The following is a 25,286-nucleotide window of genomic DNA, read 5'->3' on the forward strand; positions in this document are numbered from 1 at the left end:
GTCTCAGCGCCGCCGCCGGGGGAAGCGGCCCGTGAAGACCCGTACGTCCGCCGCCTCCCCGGCCAGGTCGCTCGCCCATCTGACCGCCGTCTTCAGTGACGGTTCTGGGGCGTGGTAGGCCCGGTCGACCGACCACCACCAGGTCTTCTCCCGGCGCGCCTCGGCGGCGAGCCCGGCCGCCGCCAGCCCCGCCGGGAGGCCGCCCCGCTCCAGCAGCTCCGCCCACTGCCCCCGGCGCAGGTTGAGGTAGAGCAGGCCCTTCAGCTCGCTCAGCACGCCGAGGTCGCTGACGGCGGCGCGGGACAGGTCCAGCGCGTACAACCGCGGGCAGGACAGCAGCGGTGTCAGGTCCACGGGCCGCTCGGTGCGCAGCGTCAGCGACCGCAGCGTGGCGTGGCCCGCCAGCGGCGCCAGGTCGATCCCGTCCATGGCGAGGTCGAGCAGTTCCACCGGAGTGTCGCGCAGCGGGGTCAGGTCCGCGCCCGGGCAGTTGTCCACCTTCACCTGCCACAGCACCGGCGCCCCGCGCACGGGCCCGAAGTCGACCCAGGGGGCGTTGAGCACCGACAGGCGCTGGATCCGCGGCTCCCAGCCCCGGATGGAGGCCGCGTCGGGGCCGGCGACCGTCAGTGAACGGGTCTGCTCGTGGGCGTGCCGGTTCGGCTCCTTCATGTCACCGAGGTCGATCCACAACTCGCCGTTCTCGACCGCGTAGGCGCCGGCCTGCAAGGCGGTGACGTGCCGCCGCAGCAGGCTGGTCACGGAGTCGGCGACATAGACAGGGCCTTCGTCGTGGTGCGTGCCCATGCGGATGACCTGGCCCGGCCGCCCGTCCGGGCCGGGCGCCAGGTCCACCGCCAGGAAGTCGCCCCCGGTGCTGGTGGCGAACGGGATCCAGCACGGGTGGTCCGACGCCCGCCGCATCGCCAGGGCGGGGCCCACGCCGGTGATGAACGGCTGGTGGCTCCAGCTACGGCCGGCCGCCCACCAGCGGTTCTCCGGGCGGCTCTGGTCCTCCAGCAGTTCGAGGCCGAACCAGGGGTGCCGGTCCAGGAGTCCCTCACCGCCGTCGCCGTCGACCAGCGCGTAGAGGGCGCGCAGGTCCTCGGGGAGCGTCACGCCGTACCGGACCCGGAGCTGGGCCTCCAGCCAGGCCCGGCGCGCTTCGGGGAGCGCGGGGGGCGGGGCGTACTTGTCCGTGCCGGGACCGCCCAGGACCCGGTCACGCTCGCGTAAGTACGCACCGAGCAGCGCGACGGCCTCCTTCGGATCTCCCGCCGGGGCGGCATCCGGCCGGCCCCGCTGGAACTCCGCGGGCTCGGGCGGCAGCACGCCCCGATCGAGGACGTACAGGAAGCCGTGCTCGTCGTGATCCACGCGGTCCAGCGACTCGCTGACCACCGCTTCGAACCGGCCCTTGGCCTCGACCACCAGCTCGATGGCGAGGTGGTCGCCGCTCGCCCCGGCCAGGGTATAAATCTCGCACATCTCCGCGTGCAGGTCGATGTCATCCGCCTCGCCCGGCTCGACCCTCAGTCCGCGATGGCCGGACCCGTCCGGGCCGGTCGCGAACCCCTGCAGTTCGGCCCGCCGCCATCCCGCGGGCGCTCCGGCCGCGATCTTCTCGGCCATCGTACGGAGCACATCGGCGATCTCGGAATCACGATCATGGGTCACAGGACACACCTAACCATCGCGACGCGCCCGCTTCGTACCACGCACGATGATTACCCAGCGTATCGACTGGACACGTAGCGTCGTACAGGCTGTACAGGCTTTGGCCTCGTGGGAGGAAGGGCTCCATGCCGGGCATTGCCGGATCGCCGGCGAAGGCGTTGCGGACGCCGCGCGCCGCGGGAGCCGCGGGGATCCTCGCCGCGCTGCCGCTGGGCGGCGCCATGATCCTGGTGCGCAGGGCGGTGCCCGACCAGCCGATCGGCGCGGCCGCCTATCTCGCCGACACCACCGGCCATCACGCCCTGCGGGTGGCGCTGGTCCTGCTGCCGTTCGGGGGGATCTTCTTCCTGTGGTTCATGGGCGCCGTACGCGACTCCATCGGGGCGCGGGAGGACCGGTTCTTCGCGACCGTCTTCCTCGGCGCCGGTCTGCTGTTCGTGGCCACGCTCTTCGTCTTCGGCGCGACGGCGGACGCCTTTCTGGCCACGATCGGCACGATGCGGGACCCGTCGCGGCCCATGGCCTTCTGGCACTTCGGGCGCCACCTCACCCTGGCCCTGCTGACCGAGTACGCGCCGCGCATGGCCGCGGTGTTCACCCTGACGACCACGACCATCGCGACGCGTCTCGGCATCTTCCCCCGGTGGCTGTCCTGGCTCGGCTACCTCGCCGGGCTGGTGCTCCTCCTGGTCGTCAGCCACGTCGCCTGGTCGGAGATCGTCTTCCCCGTCTGGGTCCTGATCGTGGGCTGCTTCCTGATCGCCGCCCATCACCGGATGATCTCCGCAGACCTGCCCAACAAATGACCCTTTGCGCCATATCAGCTATGTGGCGTCGGGTACGTGGTGATGAGGGTGGCCTCGGCGGCAGGTGGCCGCCGGTCCGACGGGGAGTGTCACTGTGCGAGTTGTCGTTGATCTCACGCGCTGCCAGGGCTACGGGCAGTGCGTCTTCCTGGCGCCGGACGTGTTCTCGATGCACGGCCAGGAAGCGCTCATGTACGACACCGGCCCGGACGACGACCAGCGCGAACATGTGCTGCGGGCGGCGGCGGCCTGCCCGGTCCAGGCCATTCACCTCGACCGGATGACCACCCAGCACAGAACCATGCGGCCGGAGCTGGGCCCCTCCCCCACGGGCGACGGCGAGGCGTTCAAGCGCCAGGGCCGCATCGTCATCGTCGGCGCCTCCCTGGCCGGCGGGCGGGCCGCCGGAGTGCTGCGCAGAGACGGCTTCACGGGCTCGCTGACCCTGATCGGGGACGAGCCGTACCAGCCGTACGACCGGCCACCGCTGTCCAAGCAGGTCCTGACCGGCAAGGTGCCCGCCGAGCGCACCCTGCTCCCCCAGCTTCGCGAGGTCGATGTCACCTGGCTGCCGGAGACCCGGGCGACCGGGCTGGACCTGTCCGCCCAGAAGGTACGGCTCGCCGACGGCGGGGAGATCGGCTTCGACAAGGTCCTGATCGCCACCGGCGCGCGGGCCCGGCCGTGGCCGAAGGAGACGGAGGCCGCGCTCGACGGCGTGTACGTCCTGCGCACCCTCGACGAGGCCAAGCGCCTGCGGGAGCGGCTGGCCGCCGGCGTCAAGCGGGTGCTGATCATCGGAGGCGGATTCACCGGGTCGGAGGTGGCGTCGGTCTGCCGCGAGATGGGCCTGCCGGTGACCCTCGTCGACCACGGGCCCGTTCCGCTGCGCGGCGCGCTGGGCAACGTCATCGGCGCGGTCGCGGCGGACATGCAGCGCGCGGCCGGTGTGGACCTGCGCTGCGAGGTCACGGTGGCGGAGCTGGAAGGGGACGCGGACGGGCGGCTGCGCGGCGCCCGGCTGTCCGATGGCAGCACCGTGGAGGCCGACGTGGCGGTGGTCGCGCTCGGCGCGGTCCGCAACATCGAATGGCTGGAGGGGTCCGGGCTGGCGTGCGGGGTGTGGGGGATCGCCACCGACGCGGGCTGCCGGGCCTTCGACGTCAACGGCGTGGTCACCGACAACGTGTTCGTCGCCGGTGACGTGGCCCGCTTCCCGCATCCGGTCTACCACTACCAGTTCGTCGCGCTGGAGCATTGGGGCAACGCCGTCGCCCAAGCCGAGGTCGCGGCGCACAACATGATCAGCGACCAGGCGCATCGCTGGCCGCATCTGTCGCTGCCGGTCTTCTGGTCCAACCAGTTCGGCGTCAACATCAAGTCGGTCGGCGTGCCGAGCTTCGCCGACGAGCTCATGATCGCGCAGGGTTCGCTGGCCGAGCGGCGGTTCGTCGCCGTCTACGGCTACCGGGGCAGGATCACCGCCGCGGTCACCTTCGACCACGGGATGTGGCTGGACTTCTACCGGCGCCTGATCGAGCAGGCCGCGCCGTTCCCCCCTGACTTCCACACGGTCGACCGGCTCGACGGATCACGGCCCGTTCCGGCCGAAGTGCCGGAGCGGATCAAGCCCGCCGAAGGAGCGACCGTGGTGGTGACCGGCCACGATCCGGGCGAACGCCGCGTCACGCTCGTACGCCCCCAGCGGTAAGTCCATCTCGAACCCACGCGTCCAGGGAGGCACTTCGTGGAGCCGGCAAGCAGCTACCAGCAGATTCTCCAGTTCTCCAACCGGGCCGACCCGTACCCGCTGTACGCCGAGCTGCGCAAGACGCCTGTGGCGCGGCAGGAGGACGGCAGCTACGTCGTCAGCACGTACGAGGAGATCGTGGCGCTGCTGCACGATCCGCGGGTCAGCTCCACCGCGGGGCAGCTGCCCTCCTTCATCTCCACCGATCCGCCCGAGCACGACCGGCTCCGGCGGCTGGCGATGCGTCATTTCGGGCCGCCACATTCGCCGCGCAAGGTCGACAGCCTGCGCGGCGAGCTGCTCCAGATCGTGACGGAGTTGATCGACGGCCTCGGGGACCGGGAACAGGCCGACATCGTCGACGATTTCGCCTACCCGTTCCCGGTCACGGTGATCTGCCGCCTGCTCGGCGTGCCATTGGAGGATGAACCCCGCTTCCACCAATGGGCGGACGAGCTCGTGGAGGTCCTCGGCCCCGGTGAGGACGACCTGGCTGAGCGGGTGAAGAGACGCCAGGCCGTTCTGCTCACGCTGGGCGAGTACCTGGCCGGGCTGATCGACGCCCACCGCGAGAACCCGGGCGACAACCTCCTGTCCGGGATGATCACCGACGAGGGCCCCGACGGGACGATGTCGCGGCAGGAGGTGATCGCGACCGGCACGCTGTTGCTGATCGCCGGCCACGAGACCACGGTCAACCTCATCACCAACGGCATGCTCACCATGCTGCGCAACCCGTGGCTGCTCGAACGGCTGCGCAAGGAGCCGGACCTGGCCATCCACACCATCGAGGAGCTGCTGCGCTACGAGCCGCCGGTGCACTTCCTGCCCAACCGGGTCGCCCTCGACGACATCCCCATCGCGGGTGTCACCATCCCCAAGGGCGCCCACATCATCCTCGCGCTCGCCTCGGGCAGCCGCGACCCCGCACACCTGCGCGACCCCGACCACTTCGACCCCGACCGCCCCTACATCCAGCATCTGGGCTTCGGCGGTGGCGTCCACCACTGCTTCGGCGCTCCGCTGGCGCGTCTGGAAGCCCAGATCGCGCTCCGCGAGCTCGCGCGGCGGCTGGTGAACCCCAGTCTTGTCACCGACCCGCCGCCCTACCGCCCGAGCTCCACCCTGCGGGGTCCGCGCCACCTGGAGATCCAGTACGACGGCGTCAACCCGTACAGCGAGCTACCGGCCACGTAGCCCGGTCAGGAGAGCCAGGTTTCGATGGCGTGCGCCATGGACGGAGCCTGGTCCTCCAGCATCGTGAAGTGGTCGCCCTTCACCTCTCGCTCGGTGTGCTCGCTGTGCCAGGTGGCGCGCCAGTCCCCCGAGGGGGACGGCGACAGCGGCGTGTCCGGATGGAGGAAGAGGATGGGCGCCGCCACCTCGCCCAGCTCGCATTCGCGGAACAGCTTGTAGTAGCGGCCCATCGCCGACAGGCGGGAGTTGGTGAAGGGCCCGAACGCGTCTTCCCTGTCGAACATGCCCTCGACCATCTGCGTCCCGAGGTCGTCGATCACCTTGTCGTCCGGCATGAAGGTGTCGAGCAGGATCAGTCCGGCCGGGTGGACGCCGATGCCCTCCAGATAGGTGGCCGCGGCGTGCGCGAAGATCCCGCCGGCGCAGTAGCCGAGGAGGGCGAAGGGTTTGCCGTCCGCCGCGTTGAGCACGCTGTGCGCCCACATGCGCACCGCGGCGTCGGCCGTACCGGGGAGGCTCTCCTCGGGGGCGAAGCCGAGGACGGGCAGGGCGAGCAGGTCGCGCACCCCCTGGAAGTTCGCCGCGAGCCGGGCGAACTGGGCGGCTCCCCCCAGCGCCATGGGCGTGCTGAAGCAGAACAGCGCGGGCTCGGCGGGGCCGGTCGCCAGCTTGAGCGGCGGCGGGATCTCACCGAGTTCGTCGGGCGAGTCGAAGGAGGGGCGCAGGTCGGCCACGGCCCGCAGCACGGCCAGGCCCTGGTGCGTCTTGCCGGTGCGGGCCGCCTCACCGAACAACGCGCTGAGGCTGTCGCCCGCGTGCGGGTCGCCGGTCCGCGTACCGCCGAACTCCTCCGACAGGTGCCGGGCCAGGGCGGCGGGGCTGGGGTTGTCGAAGACCACGGTGGCGGGCATGCGCAGCCCGGTGGCCGCGGCGAGGCTGTTGCGCAGCTCGACCGAGGTCAGTGAGTCGAAACCGGCCTCCAGGAAGTTCTGGTCGGGGGCGATCGAGTCGGCCCCGGAGTGACCCAGCGCCCGCGCGGCGTGCGCCCGCACCAGGTCACGCAGCCGCTCGACCCGCTGCTCGGCCGGCAGCCCGGCCAGCTCCGCCGCGAGCGACGGGTCGTGCGCGTCCTGACCGGCCGCTTCGCCGTCGGCGGCCAGGATCGCCTGTACGTCGGGCAGCGCGCGGAGCAGCGGCCGCGGCCTGGCGAGGGTGAACACGGAGGCGAAGCGGGTCCAGTCGATGTCGGCCACCACGCGGTGCGACTCGTCGTGGTCGAGGACCTGCTCCAGGGCGCTCACCGCCGCGTCGGGCTCCATGACGCGGACGCCGAGCCGGCGCAGCCGCGCGCCGACCTCCTCGTCCACCATGCCGCCGCCGCCCCAGGCGCCCCAGGCGACCGAGGTGGCCGGGAGCCCACGGGCGCGCCGCGCGTGGGCCAGCGCGTCCAGGAACGCGTTGGCTCCCGCGTACGCGGCCTGTCCCGCCTGGCCCCACACCGCCGAACCCGAGGAGAACAGCACGAATCGCTCCACCGGGTGGCCGGCCGACAGCTCGTCGAGGAGCAGCGCTCCGGCGATCTTGCCTTCGACCGTCTCCGCGAACTCCGCGAGCGTGCTGTCGGCGAGCGGCACGTCGTCGCCCACGACCCCGGCCGCGTGCACGATCGCGGTCAGCGGGTGCCCGTCGGGCAGAGAGCCGAGCACGCGGCGCAGCCCTTCGCGGTCGCCGACGTCGCAGGCGGTGATGGTGACCTTGGCGCCGAGCGCCGTCAGCTCGGCCTCCAGCTCGGCGACGCCCGGGGCGGCCGGGCCGCGGCGGCTGATCAGCGCGAGGTGCTCGGCGCCTCGGGCCGCCAGGCGGCGGGCGAGGTTCGCGCCGACGCCGCCGGTGCCGCCGGTGATGAGCACGGTGCCGTGCGGCCGCCAGGGGGTCTCGGGTGCCGCCTCGCCGAGCGGCGCGCGCTCCATCCGCCGGGCGAAGACGCCCGCCGCCCGTACCGCCAGTTGATCCTCGCTGTCCAGCCCGGACAGCGCGCCGCAGAGGCGGGCGATGCCACGTTCGTCCAGTTCGGCGGGCACGTCGATCAGTCCGCCCCAGGTGTCGGGATGATCCAGCGCGAGGACGGTGCCGATGCCCCACACCACCGCCTGGGAGGGGGACTGGAGTTCGGCCGCGCGCTCCACGGCCACCGCGCCCGAGGTGAGCGCCCACAGCGGTGCGGAGATCTCCGCATCCGCGAGCGCCTGCACCAGCGTGACGGTCATGACCGAGCCGTGGGACAGGACGGGGTGGGCCGGGTGGGGGCGGTCGTCGAGTGCCAGCAGGGACAGCACGCCGGTGACCGGCTCGTCGGGGAGCGCGTCGCGCAGGGTACGCCCGAGCGCGGCCCGGTCGTGGTCCCGCACCTGGATCGGCACCACCTGGGCGCCCGCCTTGGCCAGTCCGTTGACGATCGAGGCGGCGTCGACGCCGTCGGTGTCCGGCAGGGCGACGATCCAGGCTCCGGTCGGCGTCGCGTCGGCCGCCTCCCGTACCGGCCGCCAGGCCACCTGGTAGCGCCAGGAGTCCAGCGTCGCCGCCTGCCGCATCTGGCGTCGCCACGCGGACAACGCGGGCAGCACCTCGTCCAGGGCGGCCGGGTCCACCTCGGCAAACCGCGGCACCTCCCCCCGGTCCACCGCTTCCCAGAACCGCCCGTCGAGCGGGTCGGCGGGCGCGGTGACCACGGGCGCCGACTCCAGCCAGTAGCGCTCCCGCTGGAAGGCGTAGGTCGGCAGGTCCACCCGGCGGGCGCCGGGAAAGAGCGCGGTCCAGTCCACGCCGACGCCACGTACGTGCAGCTCGGCGAGCGAGGTGAGCATGCGGACCTGCCCGCCCTGCTCACGGCGGAGCGTGCCGATGACCACGGCGTCCCTGCCGAGGGCGTCGAGGGTCTCCTGGATGCCCATGGTGAGCACCGGGTGCGGGCTGGACTCGACGAAGACCGCGTGTCCGTGTCCGACCAGCTCGTGGACGGCCGCGTCGAACCGTACGGTCTGACGCAGGTTGGCGTGCCAGTACGCGGCGTCGAGCCCGGCGGTGTCGATCCAGTCACCGGTCACCGTCGACATCATCGGCACGTCGCCCGTTTTCGGGGTGATCGGCGCGAGGTCGCGCAGCAGGCGCTCGCGCAGCTCGTCGACCTGAGCGGAGTGTGAGGCGTAGTCCACCGGTATCAGCTTGGCCCGGATCCCCTCGGCGGTGAGCTCCGCGACCAGGTCGCCGAGCGCGCCGGGCGCCCCGGAGACCACGGCCGAGCGCGCGCCGTTGACCGCGGCCAGGGAGTACTCACCCGGCCGCCGGGCAAGGCGCTCGGTCAGCTCCTCGACCGGCAGCCCGACGGACGCCATGCCGCCACGGCCCGCGAGCACGGCGCCGATGGCCTGGCTGCGCAGGGCGACCACGCGGGCGCCGTCCGCCAGCGACAGGCCGCCCGCCACCGTGGCGGCGGCGATCTCGCCTTGGGAGTGGCCGATCACCGCGTCGGGACGCACACCGTACGAGCGCCACAGCCCGGCCAGCGCCACCATGACCGCCCAGAGCAACGGCTGGACCACGTCCACCCGCTCCAGCGGCGGCGTGCCCGGCTCACCGCGCAGCACCTTGGCCGGCGACCAGTCCACGAACGGCTGGAGCGCGCGCTCGCAGGCGGCGAAGTGCTCGGCGAAGGCCGGCGACTCGTCGAGCAGCTGGGTGGCCATGCCCGTCCACTGCGAGCCCTGGCCGGGGAAGACGAACACCGTCTTGCCCAGTGCTCCGGCCACCCCGCCGACCCCGGCGGGGACCTGTTCGCCCGCGGCGAGGGCGCGGACGGCGGCCAGCAGCTCCGCACGGTCCCGGCCCACTGCCACGGCGCGATGACGGTAGGCCGTACGGGTGGTGGCCAGGGAGAAGCCGATGTCGGCGGCGGACTGGCCGGGGTGGCGCTCCACGTGGGCGCCGAGCCGGTCGAGCTGGGCACGCAGGGCGGCCGCGCTCTTGGCCGACACCGTCCACGCGACCGCGCCCGTTGTCGCCGTCGCACCCGTTGTCGCCGTCGCATCTGCCGGAGACGGGGGGTCGGTCGGGACCTGGTCGTCTGTGGGGGCCTGTTCGAGGATCACGTGCGCGTTCGTGCCGCTCACGCCGAACGCGGACACCCCGGCGCGCCGGGGCCCGCCGCTGTCCGGCCAGTCGACGGCTTCGGTCAGCAGCCGGACGTTCCCCGCGGACCAGTCCACGTGGGACGAGGGCTCGGACACATGCAACGTCTTAGGCAGCAGGCCCGCCCGCATGGCCAGCACCGCCTTGATCACCCCGGCGACCCCGGCGGCGGACTGGGTGTGGCCGATGTTGGACTTGATCGACCCCAGCCAGAGCGGCCGGTCCGCCGGGCGGTCGGCGCCGTAGGTGGCCAGCAACGCCTGCGCCTCGATGGGATCGCCCAGCGTGGTACCGGTGCCATGCGCCTCGACGAGGTCCACGTCGGCCGCTGCGACTCCGGCGTCGGCCAGCGCGCGGCGGATGACCCGCTGCTGGGACACCCCGTTCGGGGCGGACAGGCCGTTGCTGGCGCCGTCCTGGTTGATCGCGGAGCCGCGGACGACCGCGAGCACCGGATGACCGTTGCGGCGCGCGTCGGACAGCCGCTCCAGCAGCAACAGACCGGCGCCCTCGCCCCAGCCGGTGCCGTCGGCGTCGTCGGAGAACGCCTTGCACCGCCCGTCGGGCGCCAGGCCGCGCTGGCGGCTGAACTCCACGAAGATGTCGGGGGTGGGCATGACGGTCACCCCGCCGGCCAGCGCGAGCGTGCTCTCTCCGCTCCGCAGCGACTCGCACGCCCAGTGCAGCGCCACCAGCGACGATGAGCAGGCCGTGTCGATGGTGGCCGCGGGGCCCTTGAGCCCGAACACGTACGAGATCCGGCCCGAGATCACCGCGGTGGAGTTGCCCGTCAGCAGGTGGCCCTCCGCTCCTTCCGCGGGTGCGCCGAGGCTGCCTCCGTACCCGTCGGCGAAGGCGCCGACGAAGACGCCCACCTGGCTGCCCTTCAGCGAGCGCGGGTCGATGCCGCCTCGCTCGAACGCCTCCAGCGCCACCTCCAGCATCAGGCGCTGCTGCGGGTCGGCGGCCAGCGCCTCGCGGGGCGAGATGCCGAAGAATCCGGCGTCGAAGTCGGCGGCGTCGTGCAGGAACCCGCCCTCGCGCGTGTACGTGGTGCCCGGACGGGTCAGGTCCGGGTCGTACAGGGTGGACAGCTGCCAGCCCCGGTCGTCGGGGAACAACGACACACCGTCGCGGCCGTCCGCCACGAGCTGCCAGAGCCCCTCGGGGTCGTGCACATCCCCGGGGAACCGGCAGCTCATGGCGACCACCGCGATCGGCTCGTGTTCGCGGGCCTCGGCCTCGCGGAGCCGTTCCCTGGCCTGCTGGAGATCGGCGGTCACCCGCCGGAGGTAGTCGAGGAGCTTCTGCTCGTCCGCCACGTCACGTCACCTTCCGGAAGTTTCAGAGCCCCTTGTCGATCAACGCGAACAGCTCGTCGGCGCTCGCCGACTCCACGGTCTGGCCGGTGTCCGCCTGTTCGCCGCGCCATTGCGCCAGCAGTCCGCGCAGCCGGGCGGTGACCGTCGACCGTGTCTCCTCGTCGGGCGTGAGCGCGCCGAGCAGGCGTCCCAGCCGGTCGAGTTCCTCCAGCGCCCGCTCGCCCGTGGGCCGGTCGTCGGGCGCTATCTCCGTGAGCAGGTACTCCGCCAGCGCGATCGGCGAGGCGTGGTCGAACGCCAGTGTCGACGGCAGCCGCCGATCGACGGCGGCGTTCAGCCGGTTGCGCAGCTCGACCGCGGTCAGCGAGTCGAACCCCAGCTCGTCGAACGGCCGGTGCGGGTCCACCTCTTCGGCGGAGGCGTGCCCGAGCACGGCGGTGACCTGGTCGAGCACCAGGTCGAGCAGGATCCGCCGCCGCTCCGGTTCCGGAAGCCCGGCCAGTCTGGCCTGCAGACCGGCGCCGGAGCCGCGCTCCGCGGAGGCGGCGCGGCGTGGGCGGGCTCGTACCAGCTCGCTGAGCATCGGCGGCAGGGAGTCGCCGCGCGCGCTCAGCGCCTTGACGTCCAGGCGAATCGGCACCAGGGCCGCCTCGGGCCGGAGCAGGGCGGTGTCGAACAGCGCCAGGCCCGTCTCCGGGGTGAACGGGACGATACCCTCGCGAGCCATCCGGGCGACCTCCGCCTCGGCGAGGGTGTCGAGCATGCCTCCGCCGCCTGTCCACGGACCCCAGGCCAGCGAGGTCGCCGGGAGCCCCTGCGTCCGCCGCCGGTGGGCCAGCGCGTCCAGGAACGCGTTGGCGGCCGCGTAGTTGCCCTGTCCCGCGCTGCCCATCGTCCCGGCGGCCGAGGAGAACATGACGAAGGCCGACAGGTCGAGGTCGTGCGTCAGCTCGTGCAGGTTGAGCGCCGCGTCCGCCTTGGGCCGCAGCACACCGTCCATCCGCTCGGGAGAGAGCGCGGTGATCGGTCCGTCGTCCAGGACACCCGCGGCGTGCACCACGGCCGTGAGCGGACGGCCCGCGAGCAGTTCCGCGAGCGCGTGGCGGTCGGCGACGTCGCAGGCCGCGATCTCGACCCGCGTGCCGAGCTCCGCGAGCTCGGCGCGGAGCTTCTCGGCACCCTCGACGGCGGCGCCGCGACGGCTGGTCAGCAGCAGATCGCGTACGCCGTGGCGGGCGACGAGATGGCGGGCGACTAGCCTGCCGAGCGCGCCGGTGCCACCGGTCACCAGCACGGTCCCCTCAGGATCGAGGGGCGCCGGGACCGTCAGCACGACCTTCCCGATATGCCGGGCCTGCGACATGTACCGGAAGGCCTCGGGGGCACGCCGGAGGTCCCAGGCCCTCATGGGGAGCGGCTGGATCTCACCCTGCTCGAACAGGCGCAGAATCTCGCGCAGCATGTGACCGATCCGCTCGGGACCGGCCTCGACGAGGTCGAACGGCGTGTAGCGGACGCCGGGCGCGATCGGCTCCTTGTCCCGGATGTCGGTCTTGCCCATCTCCACGAACCGGCCACCCGCGGACAGCATGCCCAGGGAGGCGTCGATGAACTCCCCGGCCAGCGAGTTGAGCACCACATCGACCTGGCCGAACTTCTCCGCGAACTCCAGTGTCCGCGAGGAGGCCACATGCGCGTCGTCCAGGGTCGTCGACGGCCACTTGCCGGGACTGGCCGTACCGAACACCTCCGCGCCCAGCCAGCGGGCGAGCTGTACCGCCGCCATGCCGACCCCACCGGCGGCCGCGTGCACCAGCACCCGGTCCCCTGCTTGGAGGCCGGCCATATCGACCAGGCCGTAGTAGGCGGTCAGGAACGCCACCGGCACCGACGCCGCCTCCGCGAACGACCACCCGGCGGGCATCGGCGCCGCCTGCCGGTGATCCGTGACCATCAGCGGGCCGAAGGCGCCGCCGTCGAACAGCCCGAACACCTTGTCTCCGGGAGCGAACCCGGTGACGCCGGAGCCGACCTCGACGACCACACCGGCGCCCTCCAGCCCCATCGCGCCGCTCTCGCCCGGGTACATGCCGAGGGCGTTGAGGACGTCGCGGAAGTTCATGCCGGCCGCACGTACGGCGATCCTGATCTCTCCCGGCCGCAAGGGCGCGACGGCCTCGGGCGCGTCGACGAAGGCCAGGCCGTCCAGCGTGCCCTTGGCCCGGCTGTCCAGCCGCCACGCGGCGCCGTCCGCCGGCGGTGTGAGGCCGGGGTCGGGCGCGGGGGTGAGCCGGGCCGCGAGCAGGTTGCCCTCTCGCAGGACGAGCTGCGGCTCGCCACTGAAGGCCGCGGCGGCAATCAGACCGGCGGCGGCGTGGTCGCTGAGGTCGTCGCGATCGTTGCGGTTGTTCCGGTCGTTGCGGTCGTCGAGGTCCAGGAGGACGAACTGGCCGGGGTTCTCGGCCTGCGCGGACCGGACCAGGCCCCACACCGCGGCGCCCGCGAGGTCACGCCCGCTGTCGGGGGCCATCGCCTTCCTGGTCACGAAGAGAAGCCGCGAATCGGCGAGGCGCGGGTCGGCGATCCAGGTCCGCACCAGGTCGAGCGCACGGTGAACCGCCAAGCGGACCGCTGCGGCCGTGGCATCGACCGTAGCGGCGTCGGTCGCGGCGGTGGCGGTGGCGTCGGCCCGGTTCGTGACATCGGGGTTCACGATGACCAGCTCGGGCGGGTCCTCTCCCGAGTCGATGGCCCGGAGCAGCGCGGCCAGGTCGTCGTACGCCTCGGCGCCGACGATCTCATCGCCGCCGATGGTCCAGCACCGCGCCAGGGACACCGGCTCGGCCGGGATCGGCGTCCAGTCCAGGCGGTACAGCGAGCGTTCCGCGCCGGGCCGTGGACCGGAGAGCGTGTCGAGGGTGATCTGGCGCAGGACCAGCGAGCCGATCGACACCACCGGCTGACCGAGCGGGTCGGCCGCCTCCAGTCGGAAGGAGTCCTCTCCCATCGGGGTCACCCGTACGCGCAGGCTGGACGCCCCGGCGGCGTGCAGTTCCACGTCGGCCCACGTGAACGGCAACGCGGTGTGCTCGGCCGAGGCGGGGCTGAACCCGAAGGCGTGGAGCGCGGCGTCGAGGAGTGCGGGATGCAGACCGAAACGGGCCGCGTCCGCCGCCGCCTGCTCGGGCAGCTCGATCTCGGCGAAGACCTCCTCGCCACGGGTCCAGGCAGCCCGCAGCCCACGGAAGGTCGGCCCGTAGGGAAGCCCCAGATCGGCGAGCCGCTCGTAGAGCCCGTCCACCTCGACCTGCTGGGCATCGGCCGGCGGCCACGAACTCGCCTCGAACGCGGCGGCGGGGAAGCCCGAGGAGCCTAGGGACCCCGAGATCGGGGAGGCCGGGGAGCTCATGGAGCCCGAGCCCGAACCCGAGGTGTCCGAAATGTCCGAGGTGTTCGAGCCCGGGGAACCCGAGGAGGCCGGGGCGAGGGCGCCGGTGGCGTGTCTGTCCCATGGGGCGTCGTCGGTCTGTGAGTAGATCGTGATGGTCCGGGTGCCCGAGTCGTCCGGGTCGCTCACCACGATCTGCAGCCGGACGCTGCCGTGTCCCGGAACGAGTAGCGGCCGCTCCAAGGTCAGCTCCTCGACCTTCCCGCAGCCGACCTGGTCGGCCGCCCTGATGGCGAGTTCCACCAGGCCGGTGCCGGGGAACACGGCGGCCTCGCCGACCACGTGATCGGCGAGCCAGGGGTGCGAGGCGAGGGAGAGCCGGGCGGTGAACAGGAATCCGCCCGAGTCGGGCAGCTCGACCCCGGCGCCCAGCAGCGGATGGTCCGGGGCGTCCAGCCCGATGGACGAGGGGTCACCGCTCGACTGCGCGGGGTTCAGCCAGTAGCGCCGGTGCTGGAAGGCGTACGTGGGCAGGTCCACCCGGCGGGCGCCGGTCCCGGCGAAGAACCGTTCCCAGTCCACCGCCGCGCCACCGGCGTGCGCCTGCCCGACCGCCGTCACCACCTGCTCGGCCTCGTCTCTGCCGCGACGCAGCGCCGGTACGAACACCGGGCCGCGCCCGTCCTGGGGCTCGGGCACACACTCCTGACCCATCCCCGACAGCACCCCGTCGGGGCCCAACTCGACGAAGGTCCGTACGTCCTGGCCATGGAGAAAGGCGACGCCGTCGGCGAACCGCACCGCTTCGCGGACATGGCGCACCCAGTACTCGGCCGTGAACTCCCGCACCGGCGCACCGGTCACGTTCGACACGACCGGGACCGACGCGCTCCCGTACGACAGGCCCTCGGTCACCTCGCGGAAGGCGGCCAGCATCGGCTCCATCCGGGGCGAGTGGAAGGCGTGACTGACCGGCAACCGGCGGGACTTGGCGAACCGGCCCGCGACCCGCAGCACCGCCTCCTCGTCACCGGACAGGACCACCGAGGCGGGCCCGTTGACCGCCGCGATCACCACTCCACCGGCGCCCGCAAGAACCTGCCCGGCGTCCTCTTCGCCGGCCTCGGCGAGAATCCGCCTGGTCTCCTCTTCTCCGGCCTGGACCGCGACCATCGCCCCGCCGGTCGGCAACGCCTGCATCAGCCTGCCCCGGGCCGCCACGAGCGCGCACGCGTCATCCAGCGACAGCACCCCCGCCGCGTGCGCGGCCGCCACCTCCCCGATCGAGTGCCCGAGCAGGAAGTCGGGAACGACGCCCCACGACTCGACCAGCCGATAGAGCGCCACCTCCACCGCGAACAAGGCGGCCTGGGTGTACCCCGTCTGGTCCAGCAGTTCCGGCCGCTCCCACATCACCTCCGTCAGCGGACGCTCCAGCAGCGGATCCAGCCGCGCGCACACCGCCGCCAGGTGCTCGGCGAACACCGGATAGGCCGCCACCAGCTCGCGCCCCATCCCCACCCGCTGGCTCCCCTGTCCAGTGAACAGGAACGCCAGCTTCCCGCCGCTCACCACGCCGTCGGCCACCTGCGACAGACCCGCCAGCAGCCCGGCGCGGTCCGAGGCGGTCACCACGGCACGATGTTCCAGAGCCGCCCGTGCCGTCGCCAGCGAGTAGGCCACGTCCGGCAGAGAAGCGTCTTCCCGCTCCTCCAGGTAGGACCTCAGCCGCTCCGCCTGAGCGCGCAACCCGGCCGCGCTCCTCCCGGAGATCGGCAGCGGCAAGGCCGGCAAAGCCAGGGCCGTCGGCTCTTCGTGTTCGGTCTCGACCGCTTCCAGGACGACATGGGCGTTGGTCCCGCTGATGCCGAACGACGACACGCCCGCCCGGCGCGGGCGTTCGCCACCGGGCCAGGGGATCGGCTCGGTCAGCAGCCGGACGTTCCCGGCCGACCAGTCCACGTGCGAGGAGGGGGTGTCGATGTGCAGGGTTCTGGGCAGTACGCCGTGCCGCATCGCCATGACCATCTTGATCACACCGGCGACGCCGGCGGCGGCCTGGGTGTGCCCGATGTTGGACTTGACGGTGCCCAGCCACAGCGGCCGATCCTGCGGCCGGTCCTTGCCGTACGTGGCCAGCAGCGCCTGCGCCTCGATCGGATCGCCCAGGGTCGTACCGGTGCCGTGGGCTTCGACGGCGTCCACGTCGGCGGGAGACAGCTCGGCGTCGACCAGCGCCTGGCGGATCACCCGCTGCTGGGACGGCCCGTTCGGCGCGGTGAGCCCGTTGCTCGCACCGTCCTGATTGACCGCGCTCCCCCGCACCACCGCCAGCACCCGATGACCGTTGCGGCGCGCGTCCGACAACCGCTCCAGCAGCAGCAGACCCACGCCTTCGGCGAACGCCGTACCGTCCGCCGCCTCCGCGAACGCCTTGCAGCGCCCGTCCGGCGCCAGACCCCGCTGCCTGCTGAACTCGACGAAGATCTCCGGCGTGAAGATGATGGTGGCGCCACCGCTGATGGCCAGGGCGCACTCGCCCCTGCGCAGCGACTCGCAGGCCAGGTGGAGTGCGACCAGGGACGACGAGCACGCCGTGTCCAAGGTGACGGCCGGACCCTCCAGCCCCAGGACATAGGCGATGCGGCCGGACATCACGGCCGTGGAGCCGCCGGTCAGCAGATGGCCCTCGACCCCGTCGGGGAATCCGGCCGGGCCGACGCCGTAGCCGGTGGAGGCGGCGCCGACGAAGACGCCCGTCTCGCTGCCCCGCAGCGTCGCGGGGTCGAGGCCGGCCTGTTCGAGCAGCTCCCATGAGGTCTCCAGCAGGAGCCGCTGCTGCGGATCCGTGGCCAGCGCCTCTCGCGGGCTCATCCCGAAGAAGCCCGCGTCGAAGTCACCCGCGTCCGTCAGGAAGCCGCCCGTGCGGACATAGCACGTACCGGCGCGCTCGGGATCGGGGTCGTAGAGCCGCTCCAGGTCCCAGCTGCGGTCGGCGGGGAACTCCGACATCGCGTCCCGGCCTTCGGCGACCAGGCGCCAGAGCTGTTCGGCATCGTTCACTCCGCCGGGCAGGCGGCAGCTCATGGCCACGATCGCGATGGGCTCGTGCCGCCGGGCCTCCATCTCGTCCATCCGGCGATGGACCGACTGGAGTTCGGCGGTCGCCAGCCTCAGGTATTCGCGGAGCTTGCCGTCATTCGCCATCAGACTCAGACCTCCGTCGCGAGGAGCCAAGCGCGTTGTCGAGGATTGTGAAGAGCTCGTCGTCCGTGGCCGACTCGTACTGCTCGGAGCCGTCCTGTTCGGACTCGGGCGCCTCGCCCTGCAGGTCGTTCCATTTGCGGACCAGTGACCGCAGCCGGGCGGTGATCGCCGGCCGGTCGTCGGTCGCCGCCACCGTGGCGAGTGCGGCTTCCAGCCGGTCGACCTCGGCCAGTACGGCGGCGGCGGAGTCCTGGACGGCCGGGCGGAACGCCTCTCCCACCCGGTCCGCGAGGGCGTTCGGCGTGGGGTGGTCGAAGACGAGCGTGCTGGGCAGGCGCAGGCCGGTGGCGGCGCTGAGCCGGTTGCGCAGCTCGACGCCGGTCAGCGAGTCGAAGCCCAGCTCCTTGAAGGCCCGGTCGGGTAGCACCGAGTCGGGGCTCGGGTGCCCGAGCACGCCGGCCGCCTCGGCGCGGACGAGCCGCACGAGCTCGGCCTTGCGTTCCTCCTCGGGCAGGCCGTCGAGCCGGTGCTTGAGTGTCGAGACGCCGGGCTGGGCGGCCCGCCGTACGTGGGCGCGAGTCTGGTCGCGGACCAGGCCGCGCAGCAGCGCCGGCGGCGGGGTGGCGCTCGACCGCAGCGCGGCGAGGTCCAGCCGGATCGGCAGCAGCACGGGCTCGTCCACCGTCCGGGCCGCGTCGAACAACGCCAGCCCGTCGGCGGAGGGGATCTGGACGAAGCCGGACCGTGCCATGCCGCTCATGGCGGTGTCGTCGAGGTGCGCGGTCATGCCGCTGCGTTGCTCCCAGAAGCCCCAGGCCAGCGACATCGCGGCGAGGCCGTGCGCCCGCCGGTGGGCCGCCAGCGCGTCCAGGAACGCGTTCGCCGCAGCGTAGTTGCCCTGCCCGGCCTCGCCCAGTACGCCCGCCGCCGAGGAGAACAGCACGAACGCCGACAGATCCAGGCCCTCGGTCAGCTGGTGCAGCTGCCAGGCCGCCTCCGCCTTGGCGCCCACCACCGCGTCGACCTGCTCAGCCGTGAGCGACTCCACCATTCCGTCGTCCAGCGCCCCGGCCGCGTGCACCACGGCCGACAGCCGGTGTTCCGCGCGCAGACGGTCCAGGAGCCCGGCCAGCGCCGTACGGTCGGCGACGTCGCACGCCACGATCTCGGCCCGCGCCCCCGAGGCCGCGAGCTCGGCGCGCAGTTCCTCCGCGCCGGGGGCCTCGATGCCTCTGCGTCCCACGAGCACCAGATCGCGTACGCCGTGCTCGGCCACCAGGTGCCGGGCCACCAGCCCGCCGATCATCCCGGTGCCTCCGGTCACCAGCACGGTGCCGTCCCGGTCGAACGGGACCGGCAGCGTGAGTACGACCTTCCCGACATGCCGGGCCTGCGACATGAACCGGAACGCCTCCCGCGCCCGCCGCACGTCCCACACCTGGATGGGCGACCGCTGGAACACGCCCTCCTCGAACAGGCCCAGGACCTCGGCCAGCATCTCGCCCAGACGGTCCGGCCCCGTGTCGATCAGGTCGAAGGCGGTGTAACGGACTCCGGGGGCGATCGTCTCCGTGTCCCGGATGTCGGTCTTGCCCATCTCCACGAACCGGCCACCGACCGGCAGCATGCCGAGCGAGGCGTCGATGAACTCCCCGGCCAGCGAGTTGAGCACCACGTCCACCTGGCCGAACTTCTCCGCGAACTCCAGCGTCCGCGACGAGGCCACATGGTCATCGTCCAGCGGCAGCGACGCCCACTTGCCGGGGCTCGCCGTACCGAACACCTCCGCGCCCAGCCAGCGAGCCACCTGTACGGCGGCCATCCCGACCCCACCGGCGGCCGCGTGCACCAGCACCCGATCACCGGCCCGCACACCGGCCACGTCCACCAGGCCGTAGAACGCCGTCAGGAACGCCGCCGGCACCGACGCGGCCTCCGCGAACGACCAACCGGCGGGCATCGGAGCCAGCAACCGCCGATCGGTCACTCCCACGGGACCGTACGCGCCATCGAGCAGCCCCAGCACCCGATCACCGGGCGCCAGATCGGTCACGGCCGAGCCCACCTCCAGCACCACACCGGCGACCTCGCCGCCGATCGGGACGTCGCGCTCCGGGACCATGCCCAGCGCCACGACGACGTCGCGGAAGTTCATCCCGGCCGCCCGTATCGACAGCCGTACCTCGCCCGGCCCCAGCGGGCGGGCCGCCTCCGGGCACGGGACCAGCGCCAGGCCGTCCAGCGTGCCCGCGCCGGTGGCTTCGAGCCGCCACGGCTCGCCGCCCAAGGGTGGCAGCAGCGCCTCGCCGGTCGTGGCGCGCGCCAGCCTGGGCACCCATACCGCTCCCCCGCGTACGGCCAGCTGCGGCTCGGCGAGCGCGGCGAGCACGGCGGGCAACGGCACCTCGGAGTCGTCGAGGTCCAGCGTCACGAACCGGCCGGGGTGCTCCGACTGCGCGGAGCGCATCAGGCCGAGCACCGCGGCGGCGGCCAGGTCGGTCACGTCCTCGCCGTCCAGGGCGACCGCTCCCCTGGTGACCAGGGCGAACGTGGACTCCTCGAACCGGTCGTCGGCCAGCCAGGACCGTACGGTGGCCAGGGCCCGATGGATCGCCTCCCGCACGTCTCCGCCGCCCGAGAAGGTGACGAACACCAGCTCGGGAGCCGACGGCAAGGAGGCCAGATCGGGATAGACGGGGGCGCCCAGGGCAGCGGCGAGCCCAGAACCCAGCCCGCTCGCGTCCACCACGGCGCAGCGGCTCGGCGAGAGCGTCGGCGTCGGGTCGCCGGTGTACGGCGAGGCGATCCAGCCGACGCGGAACAGCGACTCGCGGCGCGGATCCGGCGCCGACGACGCGAGCGGCCGGGACAGCAGCGACTCCACCGCGGCCACCGGAGCTCCCGAGGGGTCCGCCAGCCGCAGCGAGATCTCGTCCGGACCCGACGGGGTCAGGCGGACCCGCAACGTGGACGCGCCTTCCGCGTACAGCGACAGGCCGGACCAGGTGAACGGCAGGCTCACCCCTGCGGCGGCGCCGTCAAGCAGCGACTCCGCGTGCAGCGCGGCGTCGAGCAGGGCGGGATGCAGGCCGAAGCCCCCCGTCTCCCGCTGTGGCAGGGTGACCTCGGCGAACACCTCGTCCCCGAGCCGCCACGCGGCCTGGAGCCCGCGGAACGGCCCGTCGTAGTCCAGAGCGCGCTCGGCGAGGCGGTCGTAGACCTCGGTCACGTCGACGGCCTCGGCGCCCGGCGGCGGCCAGGCGGACAGGTCGAAGTCCGCCGTGGGACGGGCGGCCGACACGACGCCGGACGCGTGCCGGGTCCAGTCCGTGTCGTCCTCGGGGCGCGCGTGCAGCGTCAGCGGCCGTCGCCCGGTCTCGTCCGGCGCGTCGATCCGTACCTGCACCACCACGGCGGCCTGCGCGGGCAGTGCCAGCGGCGCCTCCAGGACCAGTTCCTCCAGCAGGGCGCAGCCGACCTGGCGGCCCGCGCTGACGGCCAGCTCGGCGAAGGCCGCTCCGGGGAACAGGACCGTGCCGGACACCGTGTGTCCGGCCAGCCAGGGGTGCGAGCGCAGCGACAGCCGCCCGGTGAGGACGACCTCGTCTGAGTCGGCCAGGGACAGCGCCCCGCCGAGGAAGGGGTGGTCGGCCGCGGTCAGGCCCGCCTGCTCGACGTCGGCCGAGTCGCCGGCCTCCAGCCAATAGCGTTCGCGCTGGAAGGCGTACGTGGGCAGGTCCACCTTGCGGGCGTCGGCCGAGGCGAACAGCGGTGTCCAGTCGACCGGCGCGCCGTGCGCGCAGGACTCCGCGACCGAGGTGACGAACCTGGCCGCCGCGTCCTCGTCGCGGCGCAGCGAGCCGATGGCCACCACGCCGGCGCCCGCGGCCTCGGCCGTCTCCTGGACCGCGGCGGTCAGCGTCGGGTGCGGGCTGACCTCGACGAACATTCCGTAGCCCTGCTGGACCAGGCTCTGGACCGCCTGCTCGAAGCGCACCGGGCGGCGCAGGTTGGTGTACCAGTAGGCGGCGTCGAGTTCCTCGGTGTCGAGCGGCTCGCCGGTCACCGTGGAGCAGAACGCCACTTCGGCCGTCCAGGGCACGATCCCGGCCAGGTCGGCCAGCAGCCGGTCGCGCAGCGGCTCGGCGTAGGCCGTGTGTGAGGGATAGTCGACCGGGATCATCTTGGCTCTGACGTCCTCGGCCTTCAGGAGCTCGAGCAGTTCGTCGAGTGCCGCCGAGTCGCCGGCGACCACGACCGCGGTCGGGCTGTTCACCGCCGCTATCGACAGACGGTCCGCCCAGGGGGCGAGCCGGTCGAGCGCCTCGGCGGGCGGGAGCGAGACGGCCAGCATGCCGCCGCGGCCGGACAGGTCTTCGGTGATGGCCCGGCTGCGGAGGGCCACCACCTTGGCCGCGTCTTCGAGGGACAGCGCTCCCGCCACGCAGGCGGCGGCGATCTCGCCCTGGGAATGCCCCACGACGGCCTCGGGTTCGACGCCGTAGGAGCGCCACAGGTGCGCCAGCGAGACCATGACCGCCCATGCCGCGGGCTGGATCACGTCCATCCGGTCGAGTGGCCACGCGGGCGACTCGCCGCGCAGCACGTCCATCAGCTTCCAGTCCACGAACTTCTCGAGCGCGTCCGCGCACTCCGCCATGCGGGCGGCGAACGGCGGCGCGGCGTCGAGGAGTCCGAGGATCATGTCCTTCGACAGGACGGCCTGGCCGGGGAAGACGAAGGCCACTCGGGGCGAGGCGGTCGCCGTGCCGTACACGACGTTCGGGTCGGGGACCGCGTCCGCGACGGCGCGCAGGGCCGCAAGGAGGGTGTCACGGTCGTCGCCGATCACCGCCGCGCGGTACGGGAGGGCGGCGCGCGAGCTGACCAGGGAGTGGCCGACGTCGACCGGCGACAGCCCGGGGTCCTGCTCGACGCGGGCGGCCAGTCGCCCGGCCTGGGCCCGTAGCGCCTGCTCGCTCTTGGCCGTGACCACCCAGGGCACCACAGGGGTGGCCGTCTCGTCGCGGGGGGCCTCGGCGTGCGGGTGTTCCTCGATGATGACGTGCGCGTTGGTGCCGCTGACGCCGAACGAGGAGATGGCCGCGCGGCGCGGGGTGTCCTCCGCCGTGTCCCAGGGGACGTTCTCGGTGAGCAGGGCGATGCTTCCGGACGACCAGTCCACGTTCGGCGAGGGCTCGTCGGCGTACAGGGTCTTGGGCAGGGTGCCGTGCCGCATCGCGAGCACCATCTTGATCACCCCGGCCACGCCGGCGGCGGCCTGGGTGTGGCCGATGTTCGACTTGATCGAGCCCAGGTAGAGGGGTCTGTCCGCCGGGCGGCCCTGACCGTAGGCGGCGAACAGGGCGCGCGCCTCGATGGGGTCGCCCAGCGTCGTACCGGTGCCGTGCGCCTCGACCACGTCGACCTCGGCGGGAGTCAGGCCCGCGGCGGCCAGCGCCCGGGCGATCACCCGCTGCTGGGAGGGACCGTTGGGCACGGTCAGCCCGCTGCTGGCGCCGTCCTGGTTGATCGCGCTGCCGCGGATCACGGCCAGCACCTGGTGGCCGTTGCGGGTGGCGTCCGACAGGCGCTCCAGCAGGAGCATGCCCGCGCCCTCACCCCAGCCCGTCCCGTCGGCGGCCGCCGAGAACGCCTTGCACCGGCCGTCCGGTGACAGCCCGCGCTGCCTGCTGAACTCCACGAACGTGCTCGGGGTCGACATCACCGTGACGCCGCCGGCCAGCGCCATGGCGCATTCGTCCTGGCGCAGGGCCTGGGCCGCGAGGTGCAGCGCCACCAGGGAGGATGAGCAGGCCGTGTCCACCGTGATCGCCGGGCCCTCCAGGCCCATCAGGTAGGAGACCCGGCCGGAGGCGATGCTGCCGTCGCTGCCGTTGCCGATGTAGCCGCCGAGGTCGGCGGGCACGGCGCGGACCCTGGAGCCGTAGTCGTGGTAGATGACTCCGGCGAAGACGCCCGTGGAGCTGCCCCGGGCCGAGGCCGGATCGATGCCCGCGCCTTCGAACGCCTCCCACGCGGTCTCCAGCAGCAGCCGCTGCTGCGGATCCATCGCCAGGGCCTCTCGCGGGCTGATCCCGAAGAAGTGCGGGTCGAACCGCGCCGCGTCGTGGAGGAAGCCGCCGGAACTCGTCAGGCTCTTGCCGGGACTGTCCGGATCCGGGTCATAGAGGTCGACGTCCCAGCCCCGGTCGGTGGGGAACGGCGAGATCGCGTCGGTCCCGGCGACCAGCAGCCGCCACAGCTCCTCGGGCGAGCCCGCGTCGCCGGGGAAGCGGCAGCTCATCCCGATGATCGCGATGGGCTCGGCGTCCCTGTCCTCGGCCTGCCGCAGCCGGCGGCGGGTCTCCCGCAGGTCGGCGGTGGCCCGCCTGAGGTATTCCAGCAGCCTGGTCTCGTTGTCCACGGCTCATCTCCGGGTCGGGGAAGCCGCCTGGTGACGGGCGACCAGCTCTTCTAGATCACGTACGCTGTCGGCGGGGGTCGGCGTCTTCGCCATGTCCTGCTGGATCCGGACCGCGTTCCGCCGGAACCCCTCGTCCTCCAGCAGCCGCACCAGCCCGTCGCGCAGTGTCCGCGCCGAGAGCTGATCGGGCTCGATGACCAGGCCCGCTCCCTGCTGGGCTATCTGAAGGGCCATGCCCGTCTCGTCGTAGAGCTGGGCGGGGACGATGAGCTGGGGCACGCCATGGGTGATGGCCGTGCAGGTGGTCCCCGTGCCGCCGTGGTGGACGATGGCCGAGCAGCCGGGCAGCAGGGAGTTGAGCGGGACGAAGTCCACGATGCGGACGTTCGCCGGGACCTTCGCGCCGTCCAGCTGGTTCTCCTTCAGGGTGGCGACCACCTCGACGTCCAGGTCGGCCACGGCCTCGAACAGCTCGGCGGCCTTGACGCTGCCGCGCCCGCCCCAGACCTCCCTGCCGGACACCCCTAGGGTGAAGCAGACGCGTCGCCGGGACGGCGGCTCTCTGAGCCAGGCCGGGATGGTCGAGGGGCCGTTGTAGGGGATGAAACGGACGCGCAGGTGGTCGTCCTCGCCGGGGAAGCGCAGCCAGGCCGGCATGGAGTCGACCGTGGCCTGGCCGAGGATCACCTCCTCGTCGAAGTCGCAGCCGTACGCGGCCAGCTTCGCCGTGATCCACTCGACCACGGGGTCCTCACGCGGATCGTCCGGTTGCTCCGCGCGCAGCCGGAGGAACAGCGAGCGCATCCGCGCCCAGTGATCGCGCCCGAAGGTGGTCCGTACCTGCGCCGCGCCGCAGGCCCGGGCGGCCACGGGGCCCGGGAAGGTGATGGAGTCCCAGACCACCAGGTCGGGCTGCCAGCTCCGGCAGAAGGCGACCAGGTCGGCGTACATGGACTCGTCGGTGATGAAGTCCAGGGCCATCGGGGAGCAGAAGGCGTCCAGGCAGTCGCGGACGTACTCGTACGTGAGCACCTCGGGGCGCTCCTCCGCGATGTCGTATCCGGAGCCGTATATCTGCCGGTCAAGTGGTGTTTCCGCCAGTCGCTCGGCCACGTCGGACTTTCCGCCGACCGATAAAGCGGTCAAGCCGGTCCGGGTAATGGCGTCGACGATGTCCGGCTGGCCGGCGACGATTACTTCGTGGCCCGCGGCTTTCATCGCCCAGGCGATGGGGACCATGAGAAAGAGGTGCGCGTTTGCCGCGTGTTGAGTGAACAGAACACGCATGAACAATTCCTCCAAATTATTTATCGCGTCGAATGGGACG

General features: G+C 72.8%; 8 protein-coding genes. 3 read left to right on the plus strand and 5 right to left on the minus strand.

Annotated elements, in window-relative coordinates; translation table 11 throughout:
- Positions 1 to 3 precede the first annotated feature (3 nt).
- Positions 4 to 1,677, minus strand: a complete 1,674-nt coding sequence (locus AB0B64_RS35190; protein ID WP_358182775.1) for an SMI1/KNR4 family protein — start codon at positions 1,675 to 1,677, stop codon at positions 4 to 6.
- Positions 1,678 to 1,802: 125 nt separating this feature from the next.
- Between AB0B64_RS35190 and AB0B64_RS35195 the strand changes: the two genes are divergently transcribed.
- The 3 genes from AB0B64_RS35195 to AB0B64_RS35205 all read left to right on the plus strand — a co-directional run bounded on the left by AB0B64_RS35195 (position 1,803) and on the right by AB0B64_RS35205 (position 5,430).
- Positions 1,803 to 2,483, plus strand: coding sequence for a hypothetical protein (locus tag AB0B64_RS35195; RefSeq protein ID WP_357951473.1), 681 nt, complete (start codon positions 1,803 to 1,805; stop codon positions 2,481 to 2,483).
- Between the two features lie 94 nt (positions 2,484 to 2,577).
- On the plus strand, positions 2,578 to 4,194 hold the full coding sequence (locus AB0B64_RS35200) for an FAD-dependent oxidoreductase (protein WP_358182779.1): 1,617 nt from the start codon (positions 2,578 to 2,580) through the stop codon (positions 4,192 to 4,194).
- A 36-nt stretch (positions 4,195 to 4,230) separates the two neighbouring features.
- Complete coding sequence (locus AB0B64_RS35205) at positions 4,231 to 5,430, plus strand: cytochrome P450 (protein ID WP_358182782.1); 1,200 nt, start codon at positions 4,231 to 4,233, stop codon at positions 5,428 to 5,430.
- Between the two features lie 5 nt (positions 5,431 to 5,435).
- Here the strand turns inward: AB0B64_RS35205 and AB0B64_RS35210 are convergent, their stop codons facing one another.
- Genes AB0B64_RS35210 through AB0B64_RS35225 form a run of 4 tightly spaced genes read right to left on the minus strand, consistent with a single transcriptional unit; the run spans position 5,436 to position 25,246 of the window.
- Entirely contained in the window at positions 5,436 to 10,937 is a 5,502-nt protein-coding gene (locus AB0B64_RS35210; RefSeq protein ID WP_358182785.1) for a type I polyketide synthase, read from the minus strand.
- A 22-nt stretch (positions 10,938 to 10,959) separates the two neighbouring features.
- Positions 10,960 to 17,532 carry an SDR family NAD(P)-dependent oxidoreductase gene (locus AB0B64_RS35215; protein WP_358182788.1) on the minus strand — a complete coding sequence of 2,191 codons (6,573 nt, stop codon included), beginning with the start codon at positions 17,530 to 17,532 and terminating at the stop codon, positions 10,960 to 10,962.
- Positions 17,522 to 23,959: an SDR family NAD(P)-dependent oxidoreductase gene (locus tag AB0B64_RS35220; protein WP_358182791.1), complete on the minus strand. Its 6,438-nt coding sequence runs from the start codon at positions 23,957 to 23,959 to the stop codon at positions 17,522 to 17,524. The genes AB0B64_RS35215 and AB0B64_RS35220 overlap by 11 nt, the downstream gene beginning before the upstream one ends.
- A gap of 3 nt (positions 23,960 to 23,962) precedes the next feature.
- The gene (locus tag AB0B64_RS35225) at positions 23,963 to 25,246 is read right to left on the minus strand and encodes an activator-dependent family glycosyltransferase (RefSeq protein WP_357951463.1); all 1,284 of its coding nucleotides are present in this window, start codon (positions 25,244 to 25,246) and stop codon (positions 23,963 to 23,965) included.
- Positions 25,247 to 25,286 lie beyond the last annotated feature (40 nt).

The sequence above is a fragment of the Nonomuraea sp. NPDC049129 genome, from assembly GCF_040648495.1.
Taxonomy (GTDB): Bacteria; Actinomycetota; Actinomycetes; order Streptosporangiales; family Streptosporangiaceae; genus Nonomuraea.

Excerpts from the sequence above, each read along its gene's own strand:
- AB0B64_RS35195 (WP_357951473.1), top strand. The coding sequence starts at position 1,803 with ATGCCGGGCATTGCCGGATCGCCGGCGAAGGCGTTGCGGACGCCGCGC.
- AB0B64_RS35215 (WP_358182788.1), bottom strand. The coding sequence starts at position 17,532 with ATGGCGAATGACGGCAAGCTCCGCGAATACCTGAGGCTGGCGACCGCC.
- AB0B64_RS35225 (WP_357951463.1), bottom strand. The coding sequence starts at position 25,246 with ATGCGTGTTCTGTTCACTCAACACGCGGCAAACGCGCACCTCTTTCTC.